Origin of the sequence: Thermomonas sp. (assembly GCF_029945965.1) — a bacterium.
In the GTDB taxonomy this organism is placed as follows: domain Bacteria; phylum Pseudomonadota; class Gammaproteobacteria; order Xanthomonadales; family Xanthomonadaceae; genus Thermomonas.
Genome location: NZ_JAQSDO010000012.1, coordinates 99,263 through 118,612, shown reverse-complemented (window position 1 = coordinate 118,612; position 19,350 = coordinate 99,263). Strand labels below are relative to the sequence as shown.

General features: G+C 62.1%; 16 protein-coding genes and 1 riboswitch. Of the genes, 7 read left to right on the top strand and 9 right to left on the bottom strand.

Annotated elements, in window-relative coordinates; translation table 11 throughout:
• Positions 1-5: 5 nt before the first annotated feature.
• The 5 genes from PSV05_RS05615 to PSV05_RS05595 form a co-directional block, all read right to left on the bottom strand.
• Positions 6-1,238 (bottom strand): FtsX-like permease family protein, encoded by a 1,233-nt coding sequence (locus PSV05_RS05615; RefSeq protein WP_300062745.1) that lies wholly within the window; start codon positions 1,236-1,238, stop codon positions 6-8.
• 159 nt (positions 1,239-1,397) lie between these two features.
• On the bottom strand, positions 1,398-2,711 hold the full coding sequence (locus PSV05_RS05610) for an ABC transporter permease (protein WP_300062742.1): 1,314 nt from the start codon (positions 2,709-2,711) through the stop codon (positions 1,398-1,400).
• Between the two features lie 88 nt (positions 2,712-2,799).
• A complete protein-coding gene (locus PSV05_RS05605; protein ID WP_300062739.1) occupies positions 2,800-3,528 on the bottom strand; it encodes an ABC transporter ATP-binding protein in 729 nt (242 codons plus the stop codon).
• 28 nt (positions 3,529-3,556) lie between these two features.
• Positions 3,557-3,805, bottom strand: a complete 249-nt coding sequence (locus PSV05_RS05600; protein ID WP_300062736.1) for a hypothetical protein — start codon at positions 3,803-3,805, stop codon at positions 3,557-3,559.
• A gap of 28 nt (positions 3,806-3,833) precedes the next feature.
• Positions 3,834-5,129 carry an efflux RND transporter periplasmic adaptor subunit gene (locus PSV05_RS05595; protein ID WP_300062732.1) on the bottom strand — a complete coding sequence of 432 codons (1,296 nt, stop codon included), beginning with the start codon at positions 5,127-5,129 and terminating at the stop codon, positions 3,834-3,836.
• A gap of 188 nt (positions 5,130-5,317) precedes the next feature.
• On the opposite strand from PSV05_RS05595, the gene glmS reads away from it, so the two are divergent.
• Entirely contained in the window at positions 5,318-7,150 is a 1,833-nt protein-coding gene (gene glmS, locus PSV05_RS05590) for a glutamine--fructose-6-phosphate transaminase (isomerizing) (RefSeq protein WP_300062729.1), read from the top strand.
• 16 nt (positions 7,151-7,166) lie between these two features.
• Positions 7,167-8,999 carry a sialate O-acetylesterase gene (locus PSV05_RS05585; protein ID WP_300062726.1) on the top strand — a complete coding sequence of 611 codons (1,833 nt, stop codon included), beginning with the start codon at positions 7,167-7,169 and terminating at the stop codon, positions 8,997-8,999.
• A gap of 100 nt (positions 9,000-9,099) precedes the next feature.
• Here PSV05_RS05585 and PSV05_RS05580 read toward each other — a convergent pair whose 3' ends face one another.
• On the bottom strand, positions 9,100-11,187 hold the full coding sequence (locus tag PSV05_RS05580; protein WP_300062723.1) for a molybdopterin-dependent oxidoreductase: 2,088 nt from the start codon (positions 11,185-11,187) through the stop codon (positions 9,100-9,102).
• A gap of 160 nt (positions 11,188-11,347) precedes the next feature.
• Between PSV05_RS05580 and PSV05_RS05575 the strand changes: the two genes are divergently transcribed.
• From PSV05_RS05575 to PSV05_RS05560, 4 genes are read left to right on the top strand one after another with little or no spacing between them, the layout of a single operon-like run.
• Entirely contained in the window at positions 11,348-12,592 is a 1,245-nt protein-coding gene (locus PSV05_RS05575; protein ID WP_300062720.1) for an acyl-CoA dehydrogenase family protein, read from the top strand.
• On the top strand, positions 12,589-13,419 hold the full coding sequence (locus tag PSV05_RS05570) for an SDR family oxidoreductase (protein ID WP_300062717.1): 831 nt from the start codon (positions 12,589-12,591) through the stop codon (positions 13,417-13,419). The genes PSV05_RS05575 and PSV05_RS05570 overlap by 4 nt, the downstream gene beginning before the upstream one ends.
• Positions 13,419-14,507, top strand: coding sequence for a phosphotransferase family protein (locus PSV05_RS05565; RefSeq protein WP_300062714.1), 1,089 nt, complete (start codon positions 13,419-13,421; stop codon positions 14,505-14,507). Before PSV05_RS05570 ends, PSV05_RS05565 begins: the two co-directional genes overlap by 1 nt.
• Positions 14,504-15,253 (top strand): SDR family oxidoreductase, encoded by a 750-nt coding sequence (locus PSV05_RS05560; protein WP_300062710.1) that lies wholly within the window; start codon positions 14,504-14,506, stop codon positions 15,251-15,253. The genes PSV05_RS05565 and PSV05_RS05560 overlap by 4 nt, the downstream gene beginning before the upstream one ends.
• Positions 15,254-15,345: 92 nt before the next feature.
• On the opposite strand, the gene PSV05_RS05555 is transcribed toward PSV05_RS05560, so the two are convergent.
• The 3 genes from PSV05_RS05555 to PSV05_RS05545 form a co-directional block, all read right to left on the bottom strand.
• Positions 15,346-17,247, bottom strand: a complete 1,902-nt coding sequence (locus PSV05_RS05555) for a TonB-dependent receptor (RefSeq protein ID WP_300062707.1) — start codon at positions 17,245-17,247, stop codon at positions 15,346-15,348.
• A 123-nt stretch (positions 17,248-17,370) separates the two neighbouring features.
• Positions 17,371-17,629, bottom strand: a riboswitch (cobalamin riboswitch).
• Positions 17,630-17,703: 74 nt separating this feature from the next.
• Positions 17,704-18,060 (bottom strand): TfoX/Sxy family protein, encoded by a 357-nt coding sequence (locus PSV05_RS05550; protein WP_300062704.1) that lies wholly within the window; start codon positions 18,058-18,060, stop codon positions 17,704-17,706.
• Between the two features lie 20 nt (positions 18,061-18,080).
• Complete coding sequence (locus PSV05_RS05545; protein ID WP_300062702.1) at positions 18,081-18,566, bottom strand: GAF domain-containing protein; 486 nt, start codon at positions 18,564-18,566, stop codon at positions 18,081-18,083.
• 76 nt (positions 18,567-18,642) lie between these two features.
• Between PSV05_RS05545 and bioD the strand changes: the two genes are divergently transcribed.
• Positions 18,643-19,326: a dethiobiotin synthase gene (bioD, locus tag PSV05_RS05540; RefSeq protein WP_300063148.1), complete on the top strand. Its 684-nt coding sequence runs from the start codon at positions 18,643-18,645 to the stop codon at positions 19,324-19,326.
• Positions 19,327-19,350: the final 24 nt, after the last annotated feature.

The following is a 19,350-nucleotide window of genomic DNA, read 5'->3' as shown; positions in this document are numbered from 1 at the left end:
TGTGCTTATGCACTCCGTGTCGCGACCGCAGGCGGCACTGCGGCGCCGCGGCGTGCCGGCCAGAACACTGCGAACTGGCCAAGCAGCCACAAGGCGATCGCGCCAACCGGCAGGTAGGCCAATGGCAGGCGCGGCAATTCGTACTTGGCCATCAGCAGTTGGTTGATCGCGTACGCCAGCAACATGCCAAGCGCGATACCAATGGTGGCCAACAGGAAATTCTCGGTCTGGAAGTAACGCAGGATCTGCCCGCGGGTCGCGCCCAACGCGCGCCGTATGCCGATCTGCTTGGTTCGTTGCTGCACCCAGAAACTCGCCAGTCCAACGATGCCGAGCGCGGTCACCACCAGCAGCGCAATGATCACCGTGGACAGCAGCCAGGCCATCGCGCGGTCCTGCCGGTAATAGTCGGCGCGCATGGCTTCCATCGTCTTGGTGTTTTCTTCAATCACGATCCGGTTCGGGCCGTTCTTGCGAAGCGCATCAACCGCGGACTTCATCACTTCGTCGCGGCGGCTTTCTTCGCTGCGGATCAGATAGGTGGCGCCCAAGGTATAAGGCGCCCTGATCGGGAACATCATCGAGTATTCGCGCTGGGCCGGACCGCCCTGCTCGTTGGGGCGGGCCAGGTGCTCGACCACGCCCACCACGCGGAGCGGGTTGTCACCCCAGCTGTAGAAGGTCTTGCCCAGTGCATCGCCGGCCGGGAACAGCTTGTCGGCCATGCTGTGGGTGATGATGACCGCCGGGATCTGGGCCTTGCTGCCCGGCGCATTGAGTACGGACCATTCGATGAATTCATCGGTGTTGAATCGGCGACCCGAGACCAACTTGAGCCCCATCGTGTCCATGAAACTGTCGTCGGTCATGTAAACCGTCGCACTCATCGTGGGCTGCTTCTGATCCTTGACCATCTTGATCGAGGTATTCCACGATCCATTGCCGTACGGCACCTGGTTGGTCGAGGTCGCGGCCTTGACGCCTGGTAATCCTTGCAGGATCGCCAGGTCGCTGCGGGTCAGGGCTTCTGCATTGTCATCGGTGCCGATACCGGTAATCTGCACGTGCACGATCTCGTTTTCGACCGCGCCGCTACCCTGCTTGATCCGATCGATGCGGTTGCTGATCAGGAACAGGGCGTTGCAGATGATCGCGCAGCTCAATGCGATCTCCAGCACGATCAGCGCGGCGGCCATCTTGTGGCGCAGCAGCGTGGAGAGGATGGGGCGGATGTTCATGGCAGTTCTCCTAGTGGCTTTTCGCCCCTTCCCCTGCGTGCGGGGGAAGGCTGGGATGGGGGTGTATGACGACACTCGACAATCGGTCCATGACTTTGGGGTGGACGGGAACCGGCGCCCCCACCCCAACCCTCCCCCGCAAGCGGGGGAGGGAGTGAGCTATTGAGATTTCAACTGCATGGCGGGCGACACCTGCATCGCGCTCCAGGCCGGCAGCAAGCCGGCAAGCAGGCTGGTGATCAACGCGAGTGCGAAGGTCGTCAGCAGCATGCTCGGATCCAGATGGGCGAGATCCGCGTAGTCGGTAGGCTGCTGGCGCACCGCCCACAGTCCCAGCCACGCAAGCGCCAGTCCGACGATGCCGCCAGCCAAGCCAATCGCACCGGCCTCGACCAGGCATTGCATGAAGATGGTCTTGCGCGATGCGCCCAGCGCACGTCGCACACCGAGTTCGCCACTGCGCCGCAGGAACTTCGCCAGCAGCAGGCCCACCGTGTTGAGCAGGCACACCAGCAGGAAGCCCAGCGCCAGCCAGACCTGCAAGCGCACGTCGCCCGGCACCACCTTGTTGAAGTCCAGCCATTCCATCAGCCCGCGCAGGCGGACATTGGTCGGAAGCACGAAGCGCCCCGCCGCCCGTTGCTGGTCGGAATAGTTGGTGAGGTACTGCTTGTATGCCGCGGCCTTCTCGGGTGTGTCCAACTGCACCCAGTACTGGATCCAGGCGCAGGGCGCATTGATGCCAGTTTCACCCTCGGGGTCAGCGCCGGTATCGCCCCAGCAGTTCATGTTGCCGTTGCGACCCATCTTCAGGTCGCGCGAAGTCGAGAACGGCAGGAACGCCTGGTCGCTTTCGCCGTAGCCATTGTTGCCATTCATGTCATAGAACTTCGGCGTCGGCCGCCACGTATCGAGCACGCCACTGATGCGGAAGTCGGCTTTGTCGATGCGCACGTTCTTGCCGATGCTGTCCTTGCCGCCGAAGAGTTTTTCGTTCAGCGCCTTGCTGACCACCACCACCCGCGCATGCCCCGCGTCGTCGGTCGCGCTCCAGCCATTGCCGTACAGGAAGGGCATCGCGAACATCGGGAACATGTCGGCGGTCGTATAGCGCGCATCAATGCTCATCGGCGACAGGCCCGCGTGTTGCGGTTCGATCGCCACGCTGCCGCCGGTCATCATCGCCTGGCGGTCGCCGCGCTTTTCGCGCAGCAATGATTCGGCATCGAAGCGGGTCAACTGGCCGTTAGGCTCCTCGCCCGGAACATAGCCGTCCATGCTTTCCGGCGCCATCTGCGGATAGAACAGGGTCGCGCTGCGCTCCGGTAGCGGGTCGCCGGACAGGATATGGAATACGGTCAGCGTGGTCATGCTGGCGCCGATGCCGAGCGCGATTGCCAGCACCATCAGTGCGGTCAGCGCCTTGTTGCGCTTGAAGCTGTGCAGGGCGAGTTTGAGGTAATAGCCGAACATGGAAGGCTCCGTAGAGCGGGTCTTGACCCGCTATGATTTTGATCTGTTTTCTTCATGCATCCTGGCGAAGGCGGGTCAAGACCCGCCTCTACGAGGCCGTTGCTTCACTGTGGTGCGAGGCTTCCGCGACGCGGGACAGGCTGGGTTCGACCGACAGATCGGTCGCCATGCCATCAACGATGTGCACGTTGCGTTGCGCGCGTGCGGCCAATTCCGGGTCGTGGGTCACCATCACAATGGTGGTTCCCTGCTGGTTGATGTCTTCCAGCAGCTCCAGCACGCTGCGCGCCATTTGCGAATCCAAATTGCCGGTGGGTTCGTCCGCCAGCAGCAAGCGCGGACTGCCGGCCAGTGCGCGCGCGATCGCGGCGCGTTGCTGCTGGCCGCCGGAGAGTTCGGCGGGGAAGTGCTTCATGCGCGAACTCAGGCCGACCAGTCCCAGTGAATCCTCGATCCGCAATTTGCGTTCACTGGCCGACATCCCGCGGTAGCGCAACGGCACATCGACATTGTCGAAGATATTGAGGTCGGGGATCAGGTTGAATCCCTGAAAAATGAAGCCGATTTTCTGGTTGCGCAGCTTGCTGCGCGCATCGTCTGACAAGCCTTGGACGTTCACCCCATCGAGCAAGTATTCGCCGCCGGTGAAACCCTCCAGCAGGCCGGCGATGTTGAGGAAGGTGGTCTTGCCGGAACCAGACGGGCCAGTGACGGCGACGAATTCGCCTTCCTTGACCTGCAGGTCGAGCGAGCGCAGCGCGTGTGTCTCGACGAGTTCGGTACGGTAGACCTTGGTGACCTGGCGCATGTCCAACATGGGAGGGTTCCTTTGTAGTGGGGTCTGGTTAGCGGGTGCGAAACAGCGTCAGTGCAGGAGCCGGCAGGAAGGTCGTGCTCCTGCGGATGCCGTGCATGGCGGCTGCGTTGGCGCTTGCGCGGTCGCATGCGCGCAGCGTGTCGGCACTGAAGTCGAGCAGCTGCGACAGCCGCAGCGGCACTGCGTCGGCCAGCTGCCGTGAGTCCCAATGGGTCTGCAGCGGCATGACGGCGGCATGTGTATTCAAGGCGTGTGTCGTTGCGGAACGAGTCTTCATCGTGTTGTCCATGGTCAGTTGTCTCTTTTCAAAGTCCGGAGATGCGGATGCGTTCCGCGTTGTCGAATTGGTCGCTGCCGGAAACGACGATGCGTTGCCCGGGCTGCAACCCCGAAATGATTTCCACTGCGTTGAGGCTGCTGGCACCAGCCTGTATTGGACGGCGCACGGCGCTGCTGCCGTCGACCACGTAGGCGAAGCGCCCGCCGTCCTGCTCCAGGAACGGGCCACGTTCGACCATCAATACGTCGCGACGCGTGTCCAGCACGATGCGTGCGGACAGGCGCTGGTTCTGCCGCAACGCCGGCGGCTGCTGGCCGGCATCAAAGCGCAGGCGCGCATTGACTTCGCCGTTGACGACTTCCGGCGACACCGCCGAAACCTTGGCCGGGAATGCCTTGCCGTTGCTGGTGATCTGCGCCGGCATCCCAATCGCCAGGTCGCGGGCAAAACTTTCCGGGACCTTGATCTCGACTTCGAACAGGCTCAGGTCAACCACGCCAAGGATCGGTGCATTGGCCACCACATTGGTGCCTTGCGCGATCTGCACCTGGCCGACTTGACCATCGAACGGTGCGCGCAGCGTGAGTGCATCAACCTGCCGCTGCAATTCATCGACCACGGCGCGCTGGCGATCGGCCAGCAGTTGCTTGTTGCGCGTGTCCAGGCTGGCGCCGCGGCCCTGCAGGCCGAGATCGGAACGTGCGTGGGCGACGCCAATCTCGGTTTTCTGCACGTCGTCCTGGGCCTTGGCCACATCGACCTGGGCCACTGCACCGCCCGCGAACGCGCGCTGGTAACGGTCGAGGTCGCGCTTGGCGGCAGTTTGTTCGACCTGCGCCTGGTCCAGCGCCTTGCGCGCGGCCGATTGCACCAGTTGCGCATCCAGCACCGAGCGGCCCGCCCCGGCCTGCAGGCTGGCCAGGGCCGACTGCTCCTGGGCGAGCCGGCTGCGCAGTTCGGGGCTGTCGATCACCGCCAGCGGCTGGTCTTTCTTCACGACATCGCCTGCCACGACTTTCAATGCCACGGTGCCACCGGCGATTGCGTACAAGGTCGGACTGTTGGCGGCGATCACCCGGCCATCGGCACTGAGGTCGCGGACCAGGTCGCCACGCTTGACCTCGGCGATGCGCAGGCGCGAGGCATCGAACGAGCGACCGCCGCCGGCCCAGCCGGAGATCACCCATCCAGCCAGTGCGAGCACCGCGATTGCGACGGCAGCGATGGGCAACCAGCGCTTGTGGCGCCAGCCAGTTTGCGCGGCCTGCGAGAGCCTCTGGTCCTGGCCGGAGGTATCGGCGATGCGGGAGCGGTTGTTCATGCGAGTCGGGCGGATGTGTGGGTCATGCATGTGTTAATGCAATCTCCGTGCCAAGTCCTAACTATCTGATTTAAAAGTAAATATCAAAGATAAAAAGTGTCCGCCCGGACACTCGCGGCGTCCGTGCGGACGCTCGCCGAAGGACGCACTCGCTTACACTGTGCCGACCCCAGCAGGAATCAAAGCGCATGTGCGGAATCGTCGGTGCGATCGCAGGCCGTGACGTGGTCCCGTTATTGATCGAAGGACTCAAGCGCCTGGAATACCGCGGCTACGACTCCGCCGGCATTGCCGTGGTGGATGGCGACATGGTGCGCCGAGTACGCCGCACCGGGCGCGTGGCTGCAATGGAATCCGCGGCACAGGCTGAGCACTTCACCGCATCGCTGGGCATCGGTCATACGCGTTGGGCCACCCATGGCGGCGTCACCGAGCACAACGCACACCCACATATCAGCCATGGCGACCTCGCGTTGGTGCACAACGGCATCATCGAAAATCACGAGGCGCAGCGCGAGCGCCTGGAGGCGCTCGGCTACGAGTTTGAATCTCAGACCGACACCGAAGTAGTTGCCCACCTGATCCACTATTACCGTGCACAGGGCGCCGATCTGATCAGCGCGCTACAGCAGGCGGTGAAGGAACTGGACGGCGCGTATGCGCTGGCGGTGATCGATAAACGCGATCCATCGACCATGGTCGCCGCACGCATGGGTTGTCCGTTGCTGATCGGCTTGGGCGAGGGCGAGAACTTCATTGCCTCGGACGTCTCGGCGATTTTGTCCGCCACGCGCAAGGTCATCTTCCTGGAAGAAGGCGACACCGCGTCGCTGACCCGCGAGGCCGTGCATGTGTTCGATGCGGACGGCGCCGAAGTGCAGCGCGACATCCACTTGTCCGACGTGTCGCTGGCCTCGCTGGAACTGGGCCCATATCAACACTTCATGCAGAAGGAAATCCACGAGCAACCGCGTGCGATCAGTGACACCCTCGAAGGTATCGTCGCTGCTGGCGGATTCGACCCGGCGCTGTTTGGCGCGGATGCGGAGGCCTTGCTGCGCGATGTCGACTCGGTGCAGATCCTCGCCTGCGGTACCAGTTACTACGCCGGCCTGACCGCGCAGTACTGGCTGGAAGACATCGCCGGGATTCGCTGCGCGGTCGACATCGCCAGCGAGTACCGCTATCGCAAGGTGGTGGCCAATCCCAACCAGCTGATCGTGACGATTTCGCAATCGGGTGAAACGCTCGACACGATGGAAGCGCTCAAATACGCGAAGTCATTGGGTCAGCTGCGCACGCTTTCAATCTGCAACGTGCCGGAAAGCGCGATTCCGCGTGCCAGCAAACTGGTTTTCTTCACCCGTGCCGGCGCCGAGATCGGAGTGGCCTCGACCAAGGCCTTCACCACGCAATTGGTGGCACTGTTCGCGTTGACTGGCGTACTGGCGAAGTTGCGCGGCGCGATTGATGAAGTCCAGGAAGCCGCCTACCTGGATGAGTTGCGCTACTTGCCCGGCAGTGTGCAGCACGCGCTGAACCTGGAGCCGCAGGTCGCGCTATGGGCCGAGAAATTCGCACCGAAGCAGCATGCGTTGTTCCTCGGCCGCGGCAGGCACTATCCGATCGCGCTGGAAGGCGCGTTGAAGCTCAAGGAAATTTCCTACATCCACGCCGAGGCGTATCCGGCCGGCGAGCTCAAGCATGGTCCGCTGGCACTAGTCGACGAGGACATGCCGGTCGTGGTGATTGCCCCGAACGACAGCCTGCTGGAAAAGGTGAAGTCCAATATCCAGGAAGTGCGCGCGCGCGGAGGCGAGATGTTCGTGTTTGCCGACGCCGACAGCCACTTCGGTGACTCCAAGCAGGTGCACGTGATCCGCACCCCGCGCCATATCGGCGTGCTCAGCCCCATCGTGCACACCATCCCGGTGCAGTTGCTGGCTTACCACACCGCGCTGGCACGCGGCACCGACGTCGACAAGCCGCGCAACCTCGCCAAGTCGGTGACGGTGGAATAGGTGGCTCCGCGGCCACTTGCCGCTAGCCATAACTATTCATGATATTGACAGTGATAACCCTGTCTTCAATGTTTTTAATGTTTTTAGTAATTTTTCATTTTTTTCAGATATTCAGCAAAAAGCAGAGCCTATATTCATGGAAAAAATGAGACTCAAGTGGAATAGAATTCTAAGATCAGGGACATCACGCGCCATCAATCAACGTCAACTGACTGCAGCATCTGTCTTTAACGACAACATGGTGTTGCAGCGAGAAATTCCGGTCGTTATCTGGGGCCAAGCCGATCCTGGAGCTTCCGTTCAAATCGCTTTTGCCGGTCAGAAACAATCCACCGCAGTGGCTGCTGACGGCAGTTGGTCGTTGAAACTCAGGCCTATGCAAGCCATTGCCCAAGGCCAGACATTGACGATAACGTCCGGCTCACAGAAGCTCTCGTTCGCCAATGTCGTGGTGGGCGAGGTGTGGCTTTGTTCGGGACAATCCAACATGGGCTGGACCTTGGTAGTCTCTACCGACGCCACCGAGCACATTATTAACGCAGTCAATTCCAACATTCGCTTTCTTTCAGTGCCTACCACCCGCTCCGACAAAGTGGAGCCAAGCCTGCCTGCCTGCAATTGGTTGCCCAGCCGACCCGGTCACGCCAAGAATTGGTCCGCAGTTGCCTACCACTTTGCAACCGAGCTATATCAAGAACTGCAGGTGCCGATTGGGATTATGTGGGCCTCTCTGGGCGCCACTAAAATCCAGGAATGGACGAGCCAGGAAATCAATGCAATCCACGCCTACGATATTCAGGAAGAATGGAACGATAACCAGCCATCAAGTCTGTTCAATGGCATGATCGCACCGCTCATTCCGTACACCATGCGCGGTGCAGTTTGGTATCAAGGTGAGGAAAACCATTGGGGCGCGGGCGTCTACCAGACCCAGCAAGCCGCGTTGATTGAAGACTGGCGCGAACGTTGGGGCCAGGGCAGCTTTCCCTTCATCTATGTGCAGCTGGCCAATTATGGCAGGACCAATACCGACCCCTGGAGTGCATGGGCAGAATTGCAGGAAGCCCAATTGAAAAGCTTGAGCCACCCCAATACCGCCATGGCCGTCGCCATTGATGTGGGCGAGGCCGATGACATCCATCCACGCCGCAAGCACCCTGTAGGCCAGCGCCTGGCCATTGCGGCCCTTGGGAAAGTCTATAGGCGCCGCGAGTTATTTTCAGGCCCGCTATTTCGCGACTTTAAAATTGAAGGCGATAAGCTGCGTCTTTTTTTTGATCATGCGGAAGGCGGACTAAAAACGACCGACGGAGAGGCATTGCGTTGGTTTGAAATTGCCGAGGCAGACCCAAGCAATACCAACTGCGCTAAGTATGTCCCCGCAAATGCAGTGATTGATGGCGAAACCATTATTGTAAGTGCCGCTGGCATCACCAACCCGGTCGCGGTGCGCTATGCATTCAACTCCAATCCGGAAGGCTGCAACCTCAGCAACTCCGCTATGTTGCCAGCGTCGCCCTTTCGTACCTCAAAAGATTGGAGCATAACCCTCGGCAATGATATGTACCGCCCGGTAAAGCAAATCCCGGTTGCGATTCATCAGCGAATTACCGTGGTGCGCTTGGCCTCGGTGGCGATAAATCTGGATATCACCAATCAATCCGGGGCGTCGTTTGACTATGAAATTATTGATAGCCCGACCCAGGGTAAACTTTCCGGCAGCTCACCCAGCCTAGTTTATCAGCACCATTCCAATGCGATGAATGAAGACAAATTCACCTTCAGGGTTTACGACTCGACGCAAAGCAGCAACATTGCCAGCATTATTATTGATGTCAGGGAAGGCTGAACGAATTCGTTGCACCGTTGAATGATGGCGGCGAGGAAGACTCGCTGAACCGACAGTCGGATCATGGCTGTGCACCGGCAGCAAAAAGTCGCCGCGCACTTCAAACCAGCGCTTCGACCTCGATGGGCAACGCATTGAGTGCTGCATTGCCGCAGCCACCTTCGACCGCAAGTGGATCCGTCAGGTCGTTGTAGCTTTCACCAGATAACGTCGACGCGCGCGACAGCTGGATATCTGGGCGTCCATGCCCGAATCCGTGCGGCAGGCAGGCAACGCCCGGCATGAGCCCGCAATCTGCCTGGACATCGGTGTGGATTTCGCCGACACGCGAACGCACCGACACGCGAGCGCCATCGCACAGACCGCGCGCGGCCATGTCGTCGGGATGCATCAGCAACTGGTGGCGCGGCTTGCCCTTGGCCAGACGTGGTGCGTTGTGCATCCACGAGTTGTTGCTGCGGACATGCCGCCGGCCGATCAGGCGCAGGCCACCACTGGCGGCATCGCTGACATCGCGCGCGGCGAAGCGCGTCAACTCATCCATCAGCGGCGCGGGCGCGCATTCGATGCATCCGCTCGCGGTCTGCAGCCGCGCAAGCAATGACGGTCGCAGGGGACCGAGGTCAATACCGTGCGGAGCAGCGTCGAGCGCTTGCATATCCAGCCCACTGTCGCCTCGCGCCAGTCCGGTGTCGATGAGCTCTCGCGGTGACGGCAGCGGACGCCATTGCTTGTCGGCACACGCCGAATACGCGGCGCCGATGCCGTTGATGATTTCCCAATCGGCGCGCTCGCCTTCGGGTCGATCATGCAGGGCTCGGTTGAGCCGCGCGACACGTCGTACCGCGAAGGCGTTGAAGATCGAGTCGTAGTGATCCTGCGTCAGCGGTGATGCCGGCGGCAGGATCAAGTCTGCGTGGCGCGTGGTCTCGTTGATGTAAATGTCGATGGCGACCATGAATTCGAGCCCTTCTAGGGCGTTGTCCAGCGCACGTCCATCTGGCGTGGACAGGACCGGGTTGCCAGCGCAGGTAAGCAGCGCACGCACCTGGCCAAGACCGGGCGTGGCGATCTCCTCGATCATGCACGCGACGGGAAGCTCGCCAGCGAATTCCGGCAGACCCCGCACGCGGCTGTGCCAGCGTCCGCGCGTGCCCGGGTTGGTTCCCGGACCGGTGATCGGGATTGCGGGTTCGTTCGGAAGTGAGCCGCCTACGCGATCCAGGTTGCCGGTGACCAGGTTCACCAACTGCAAGAGGTACTGGCATAACGTTCCCCAGGGCTGCACCGACACGCCCATGCGTCCATAAGCCACTGCACGCGGCGCTGCATGGAATTCAGCGGCGACCTGCACCACGATGGCCGGCGCGACACCGGTTTCGGCCTCAAGCGAGGTCGTGTCGATGCCCGCTATTTCCGAAAGCACGCGATCCAATCCGGCCACGCGACCTGCATATCCGTCCAACCGTGGCGGTCCGATTTCCAACAGCGCTTTCAACAGTTCGATCAGGAACAGCGCATCACCACCCGGACGGATCGCGATGTGCTGGCTGGAAACTGCCGCGGTTTCCGTGTGTCGAGGATCCACCACGACCAGCTTGCCGCGAGCCATCAGTGCCTTGAGCCGGCGCGGAAATCCAGGCGCGGTCATCAGGCTTCCGTTCGAGGCCATCGGGTTGGCGCCGAGCATCAGGAAGTAGTCGGTGTGATCGATGTCGGGGATCGGCAACAGGAACTGGTGTCCGTACATTTGCGCGCAGGTGAATTGATGTGGCCACTGGTCGACCGACGAGGCGCTGAAGATGTTCGGCGTGCGCAGCATGCGCAGCAGGGACGGCAAATACGCGATGTGCCCGAAGTGATGCACATTGGGGTTGCCAAGGTAGGCGGCGACCGACGCCGGGCCATGCGCCTGCTGGATCGCAGCCAAGTGCGAACCGGCAATGGCGAATGCCTCATCCCAGCCGATGGCGCGCCAGCGTGAACCCTCTCGCAGCATGGGCACGCGCAAGCGGTCGGGATCAGCTTCCAGATCGATGATCGCGTTGCCCTTCGGGCATATATGCCCTTGGCTGAAGGGATCGGCGGCATCACCGCGAATCGCCACCAGCGCATCGTCCTCGAACCCGAACTCAAGTCCGCAGATCGCCTCGCAGAGATCGCAGGCGCGGAATGCAGTAGTGCGCATATGCGAGACTCCATGATGGCAAATGACGTGGGAACGATCCTAATGTATGACCGCTGTCGTCGGTACTTATCGGTGGTTGCATGGCCGAAGCGGTGCCATGCATTGATTGCTCTGGTGCCCACAGCCTAAGCTGGCAACTTCCCTGTGTGGAAGCGACAGCATGAATTTCCAGCCTTCACCCCGTTCGCAGGAAACCCTGCAGCGCCTGCGCCACTTCATGCGCGAACACATCGAGCCTGTCGAAGCCGATTACCTGCGTGATGCGCGCGCGCTTAACCCGGGTGCCGACTGGACGCGTTGGCAGGTGCCGGCGCAGATGGAAGAACTGAAAGCCAAGGCGCGCGCCGAAGGCCTGTGGAACCTGTTCCTGCCCGACGCTGAACTCGGCGCTGGGCTGACGACGCTGGAATACGCGCCACTTGCGGAAGCGATGGGCCGCAGCCTGATCGCGCCGGAGGTATTCAATTGCAGCGCGCCGGATACGGGCAACATGGAAGTGCTTTACCACTTCGGCAACGATGAGCAGAAGCTGCGCTGGCTGGCACCTTTGCTGGCGGGTGAGATCCGCTCGGTGTTCTGCATGACCGAGCCCGAGGTGGCTTCGAGCGATGCCACCAACATGCAGGCGACGATCCGCGAGGATGGTGATGAGCTGGTGCTCGACGGCCGCAAGTGGTGGAGCACCGGCCTCGGTCATCCGAATGCCAAGTTCGCGATCTTCATGGGTCTGTCCAATCCCGAAAACGACCGCCACGCACGCCACAGCATGGTGCTGGTGCCGCTGGATACGCCGGGCGTGCGCATTGAACGCATGCTGCCGTGCTTTGGCGAGCTCGACGCGCCGAGTGGTCATGGCGAGGTGATGTTCGAGAAAGTGCGGGTGCCGCGCGCGAACCTGGTCAAGGAACTCGGCGCAGGTTTCGCGATTGCCCAGGGTCGGCTTGGACCGGGTCGTATCCACCATTGCATGCGCGCGATCGGCGCGGCCGAACGTGCGCTGGAACTGATGATCGAACGTGGCCTTTCGCGCGTCGCATTCGGCAAGCCGTTGCTCGAGCTTGGCGGAAATCATGAGCGGATTGCCGATGCACGCATCGCCATCGACCAGGCTCGCCTGCTGACGTTGCATGCGGCGTGGAAGATCGATGCCCACGGAGTAGCTGCGGCAATGTCGGAAATATCCGCGATCAAGGTGGTCGCGCCCAACGTGTTGCAACACGTGGTCGACGAGGCGATCCAGTTGTTCGGTGGCGCCGGCGTGTCGCACGACGTGCCGCTGACCTCGCTGTTCGCGATTGCCCGTGCGCTGCGGATCGCCGACGGGCCGGACGCGGTGCATCGCAGCCTGATCGCGCGAATCGAGATCGGCAAGCATCGCAAGCGGATTGCAGGGGCAGCGGCATGACCGCAGGCAAGCGCGTTTTCATCACCGGGGGTGCTTCTGGCCTGGGCCAGGCGCTGGCCTTGCACTACGCCGGGCAGGGCTGGCGTGTGCTGATCGGCGATCTGGACCGCGAACGTTGCGCCGACACCGTGGCGCAGTTGCAGGCAGCGTCGCCCGAGTCCGAAGCAATCGCATGCAACGTCACTGTCGAAACCGACCTGCAGGGCGCCGCGGACTGGTTGCACCGGCATTGGGGCGGCGTGGACGTGGTGATCAACAATGCCGGCGTAGCGCAGATGGGCGGCATCGACATTGCCAGCGCGGATGACTGGCAATGGATCGTCGACATCAACCTGCTCGGGGTCGTCCGTGGCTGCCGGGTATTCACCCCGATGTTGCGCGTGCAGGGCGGCGGGCAACTGGTCAATATCGCTTCGATGGCCGGACTGGTGCACATGCCGCACGCGTCCGCCTACAACGCGACCAAGGCGGCCGTGGTGGCACTGTCGGAAACCTTGCAACTGGAACTGGAGGTCGACGGCATCGGGGTCAGCGTGGTGTGCCCGGCCTTCTTCCGCACCGCATTGGCGCAAAACATGCGCGCCAGCGATCCGAAACTTGAAGCGATGACCAAGCGGCTGGTCGAGCGTGCGCGAATTGGTCCCGAAGTCATCGCACGCCAGGTATTCGAAGGCGTGCAGCGCGGCGATACCCACATCCTCACCCATCCCGAAGCGAAGCGCGCCTGGTGGCTGAAGCGCATGCTTCCGTACGCGATCTACCTCAAGCTGATGCGGCGGCAACTGGCACGCGTGCAAGTGCGCATGCAGCGCAAGGCCTCGTCCTGATGGCCGTGGTCACCGACACGGCGGGCGACGTGCGTGATGGCGAAGCACTGGACCTTGCACGGCTGGATCCATGGCTCAAGCAACACGTGCCAGGTCTTGTCGGCATACCCAAGGTCACCCAATACGCAGGCGGCGCATCCAACTGGACGTATCGACTGCAATACGACACGCATGACTTGATCCTGCGGCGTCCGCCGGCCGGGACCAAGGCCAGGTCGGCGCACGACATGGGCCGCGAGTTCCGCATCCAGCAGGCGCTGCAGCCGGTGTTCCCGCTGGTGCCGGCAATGCTGGTTCATTGCGACGACGAATCAGTGATTGGCGCCGAGTTTTACGTGATGCAGCGGCTGGAGGGAATCATCCTGCGCAAGCATCTTCCGCGCGGTTTGGAGTTGACGCCAGAACAAGTGCGCACGCTGTGCACCAACATGCTCGACACCCTGGTCGCATTGCATCGCATCGATGTTGACGCGGCAGGGCTGGCGCAACTCGGCAAGGGTGCGGGCTATGCGCAGCGCCAGGTCGAAGGCTGGATTGTTCGCTATGAAAAAGCCCGGACCTGGAACGTGCCGCGCAGTAGGGGTATTGCTGCGTGGTTGCGCGCGAATATCCCTGCCGATGGTCGCAGCTGCGTGGTCCACAACGATTTCCGCTTCGACAATCTGGTGCTGGATGCGCAGGACCCGACCCGCGTCATCGGCGTGCTGGATTGGGAGCTGGCGACTATTGGGGATCCGTTGATGGACCTTGGCAACACGATTGCCTACTGGGTGCAGGCTGATGACGATTCGATCATGCGCAAGTTGCGTCGCCAGCCCACTGATCTTCCTGGCATGCTGACCCGGCGCGAAGCGGTTGATTACTACTGCGCGCAGATGGGAATCGCGCCCGGCAACTGGACCTTCTACGAAGTGCAGGGCCTGTTCCGGATTTCAGCCATCGCGCAGCAGATCTATTACCGCTATCACCACAAGCAGACCAACAACCCGGCGTTTCGCCATTTCTGGTTGTTCGTCCATTACCTGCATTGGCGCTGCCGGCGCCTTATTTTGCAACACGCCCGCCAACACGAGGCCGCCACCGCATGATCCGTCAAAATATATTGATCACTGGTGCCAGCTCGGGTCTTGGCGCCGGCATGGCGCGTGAGTTCGCCGCACGCGGACGTAACCTCGCGCTGTGCGCGCGCCGAACGGATCGGCTTGAGGAACTCAAGGCCGAACTGCTGGCCGCGTATCCCGGCATCACCGTGTCGCTGCGCGCTCTGGACGTGAATGACCACGCGCAGGTGTTCGAGGTGTTCCGCGAATTCGCCGCCGAGCTCGGCACGCTGGACCGGGTCATCGTCAATGCCGGCATGGGCAAGGGTGCATCACTTGGCACTGGATATTTCCATGTCAACGTGGCGACCGCGCAGACCAATTTCGTCGCCGCGCTGGCGCAATGCGAAGCGGCGCTGGAGATTTTCCGCAAGCAGGGCAATGGCCACCTGGTGACGATTTCCTCGATGAGCGCGATGCGCGGGATGCCGCGCGCGATCACCGTGTATGCCGCGACGAAAGCAGGCCTTGCGGCGCTCAGCGAAGGCATCCGCTCCGACCTGTGGGGATCAAAGATCAAGGTCAGCACGATCTTCCCCGGCTACATCCGCTCTGAGATCAACGAGAAGGTGAAGCACACGCCCTTCATGATCGACAACGATGTCGGTTGCCGTTTGCTGGCAAAAGCGATCGAACGCGAGCCGGTCAAGGCCTATGTGCCGTGGTGGCCGTGGGCGCCGATAGGACTGCTAATGCGGGTCCTGCCACTTGGCCTGGTGCGCAAGCTCGCTTGAAGGTGTGGTGCCAGCCTGCAAAGAACGTACATGCATAAAAAAGCCCGGCATCCATGCCGGGCTTTCGCTTCCTTGCGACGACAAACTCCGTGTTACTTCGGCTGCCAGCGAAGGCTCAGTGAAACTTCGCGGCCGGGTTGCATATAAAACGCACTTGTTTCGTAATTCCGGTCAAACGCATTGACCAGGTTGGCCTGCAACGTCCACGCATCCGCGAAGCGCCATGACACGCGTGCATCCAGCGTGCCGTAGCCGGCCACGCGCAGGCTGTTGCCGACATCGTCCCAACGCGCGGCTTCGGCAATGCCGCTGATGCCGAAGCCCCACGCACCAAACTCGCGATCCAGGTCGAGTCGCGCACTGCTGGACGGCCGGCGTGCCAGGCGCTTGCCGTGGTTGAAGCCGGCGCTGAGATTGCGTGCATCCAATGTGCCGACTTGCCCGTGCACGTCCCATTCGTCAAGGCGCATATCGCCGATGAGCTCCACACCACGAATGCGCGCGCTGTCGATATTGTTAGGCACGCCAAGTGATGCGTCAAAGGCGATCAGGTCGTTGACCGTCGTCTGGTACGCATTGAGTTGCAAGTGCCAGGCGTCGCCGCGTTGGCTCAGGCCGAGTTCGCTGCTACGCGAGGATTCCGGGCGCAGCAGTGGATTGCTGAAACCCGGGTAGTACAACTCGTTGAAGCTGGGCGCCTTGAACGCAGTCGCATGGCTTGCGGTCAACTGCCAGCCATCGCCGAAACCCATGCCCCAGGCGATGCCGCCGGTGCCGTGGCCGCCGAACTGGTCGTTGTCGTCGCGGCGCAGGCTCAGTTGCAGGTCTTGCGCGTCGAACTTGGCCTGGTATTGCGCGAACACTGCGCGGTTGCCGCGTTCGGCAGCGAACGGTGACCATGGATCAACGACGTCGGCGCGATCGCGCAACCAGTCAAAGCCTGCCGTCAGCACATGTCCGGCGGCCATCGTGAAATCACCCTGCAGGCTGGCACTGTCGCGGGTGGTGTCGTAGCGATTGGCAAAACTGCTGCCGAGGTAGTTGTCGGAGATGTCGCTATTGCGGCCCAATGTCAGCTTGAGTTGGGTCGCCGCAGACGGCGCCCATCGCACGCTGCCGCCCACCACCTGCTGCACGATGTCGGAGTTGTCGACGTAGTCGCCATCGTAGTTATTGTGGCCGGTCGCGCGGAAGCCGCGCGCATCGAACTGCCACGCGTCGCTGGGCGCGAAATCCGCGCGGACGGTGGCGCTGTTGTTGCGGTAGCCGTCGCGGTCCAGGTGCGTGCCGGGCACGATGAAGCAGCCGGCGCCGGCCCAGGTCAGCGGGTCATACGTGCCGCGACAGGCGTTGATGCCGTCGGTGGATTGATGCGCCAGATCCACGCCGACACCGCCACGCGTGCTGCGCACGTCCAGCCCGGCCGAAGCTTCACGCAATCCATGACTGCCGGCGCCGATACGGCCGCGGCCGTGCATGCCTTCGCGTCCCGTGCCACGGCGGGTAAAGATCTGGATCACGCCACCGATCGCATCGGCGCCATACAGCGAGGAGCGCGGTCCGCGCACGATTTCAATGCGCTCGATCTGTTCCAGCGGGATGTCCTGCAGCGACGTCAAGCCGGAGGTCGGCGACCCCATGCGCACGCCATCGACCAGGAACAGGGTGTGGTCGGATTCGGTGCCACGCATGAACAAGGTGCTGAGCTTGCCCAGTCCACCCTGGTTGATGATCGTGATGCCGTCGCGGCCACGCAGCAGTTCCGGCAGCGAACGTGCGCTGCTGTGTTCGATCTCGACGCGGTCGATGACCTCCATCGCGGCCAAGGACGCGTCGACGGTCACCGCGGTGCGGGTGGCGGTGACGACGATATTGTCGAGGTCGGTGGCATTGCCAGTCGCCTTGTCGCTGCTTTGCGCATGCGCGAGTGACGGCAGGGATAGTGCGAGTGCAATGGAAAGAGCGGTAAGGCGGAAGGTGTTGCGCGACTGCATTGAAGTTCTCCGGCGCGCTCGCCCGCGCGCCCATGAGTGGAGGGGCAGTTGCGGTGGAAGCGGGAAAACGAACGACGGCCATGCGACGCGCGCATGCACGACGTCGCCCGATGCCCGCCGCATCGCAACCAGTCACTCCAAGGCCGGTCTCCGGGCTCGCGGGCGGAACGTTGAGCCGATGAAGGCAGGTCGTTCCCGCCTGGCGCCTTCCCATGCCGCACCATGACGATGCGTTGCACAGTGGCCGATGCCAGACTTGTCTCGCTTACCGTTGCGGGGGCAGCGCCGGGATGTTCCTGCACATGTTGTGCAAGGGGTCACCGGCTTCCCGTTTCAATCCGTTGGCGATAGCCGCCGGATCACCTTGAAGCGCGGGCAGTGTAGCCGGGGAAATGGGGTCAGAGTGAATTTCCTGCCCGTGTGAAACGTTTTCTCAGTATTGCTGCTCAGGAAACTTCACTCTGACCCCATTTCCTTGCCGTTATCGAGAAACGCCATATCTGCCATCGAGCTGTCATCAATAATCGTGGTGGTGACAGGTCCTGCCGCAGGCCGCCCACGCGGCGGCGGCAAGAGGGCAATTGCCGCCTCGGCGGCACTGACAAGCTCGGTGCGGCGCGCATCCGGCACTTCCTGCCAGTGGCAGTCGAGCACCGCGCCTTCCAGCGCATACAGCAGATTGAGGCTGGGCTTGAAGCCGGCGCGGCGCACCTTCATGAAGGCTTCGACGACGCCGATGTGGCTGATGTCATCCAGCGTGCGCAGCCCGACTTGGCGTAGCCAGGCAGCGGACTTCGGGCCGATATTGCGCATTTTTTGCGTGCTTGCCGCCACTACAACGACTCCAGGTAGGCCTTGGCGATGTTTTCCAGGCCTTCCTGGTCTTCAACGGAAAAACGCGAACGAAGCGGACTGTCGATGTCGAACACGCCGATCAGTTCGCCATCGGCGCCTACCAGCGGCACGACGAGTTCGGACTTCGAGGCCGAATCGCAGGCGATATGCCCGGGGAAGGCATCGACGTCCTCGACCCGCTGTGTCGTGCGGGTCGTTGCCGCGGCACCGCACACGCCTTTGGCGAGCGGAATGCGCACGCATGCTGGCATGCCCTGGAACGGACCGACCACGAGTTCGGTGCCGTCGAAGAAATAAAAGCCGACCCAGTTGAGGTCGGGCAACGCGTGGTAGACCAGCGCCGAGAGGTTGGCCGCATTGGCGATCCGGTCGCGCTCCCCATGCAGCAGGGCGCGCGTCTGTTCCAGCAACTGGGCATAGCGTTCCGGCACGCTGCCGGTGAGTGCAATTGTTGAGAAGCTCATTAGTCGAGTTTAGCAGCGGATCGTAAGATGCCCGTTTGTGTAGCGGCTTCATGTGGAAGTCCGGCAAATGGAGGTCATCCAGATGTTCTCGGTCTACGTCACCGGCACCGACACCGGCATCGGCAAGACGCTTGCCAGCAGTGCCTTGTTGCATGCCTTGCGCGATCACGGCCTGCGCGCGATCGGCATGAAGCCGGTGGCCAGCGGCTGCGAATACGTCGATGTTCAATGGCGCAATGCCGATGCGCTGGCCCTGCTTGCCGCCAGCGACCCGCGGCCGGATTACGCCGATCTCAATCCGTATGCGTTGCCGTTGCCGTTGGCGCCGGAACTGGCCGCGAGTGACGCCGGCATCGAGGTCTCGCTGCAAGGCTTGCTGGATGCGCATGCCCGGCTCGCTACCCAGGCCGATGCACTGGTGGTGGAGGGCGTGGGCGGCTGGGCCGCGCCATTGTCGGAGACGCTGATGCAGGCCGACTTCGTGCATGCACTGCGGATGCCGGTGCTGCTGGTGGTCGGGCTGCGGCTGGGTTGCCTCAACCACGCACTACTGAGCGCGCGCGCTATTGCCAACGATGGCGCACATCTGGCCGGATGGGTCGCATCGCATGTGGATCCTGACATGGAGCGGGTTGCAGACAACCTGCGAATGCTGCGCGAACGCTTGCCGGCGCCATGCTGGGGCGTGCTGCCGCATGCGGTCGACCCTGATCCGGCGCTGATGGCCACGTGCCTGCGATTGCCGATGCTGGCACAGTAATAAAACAAAAAGTGGGGTCAGAGT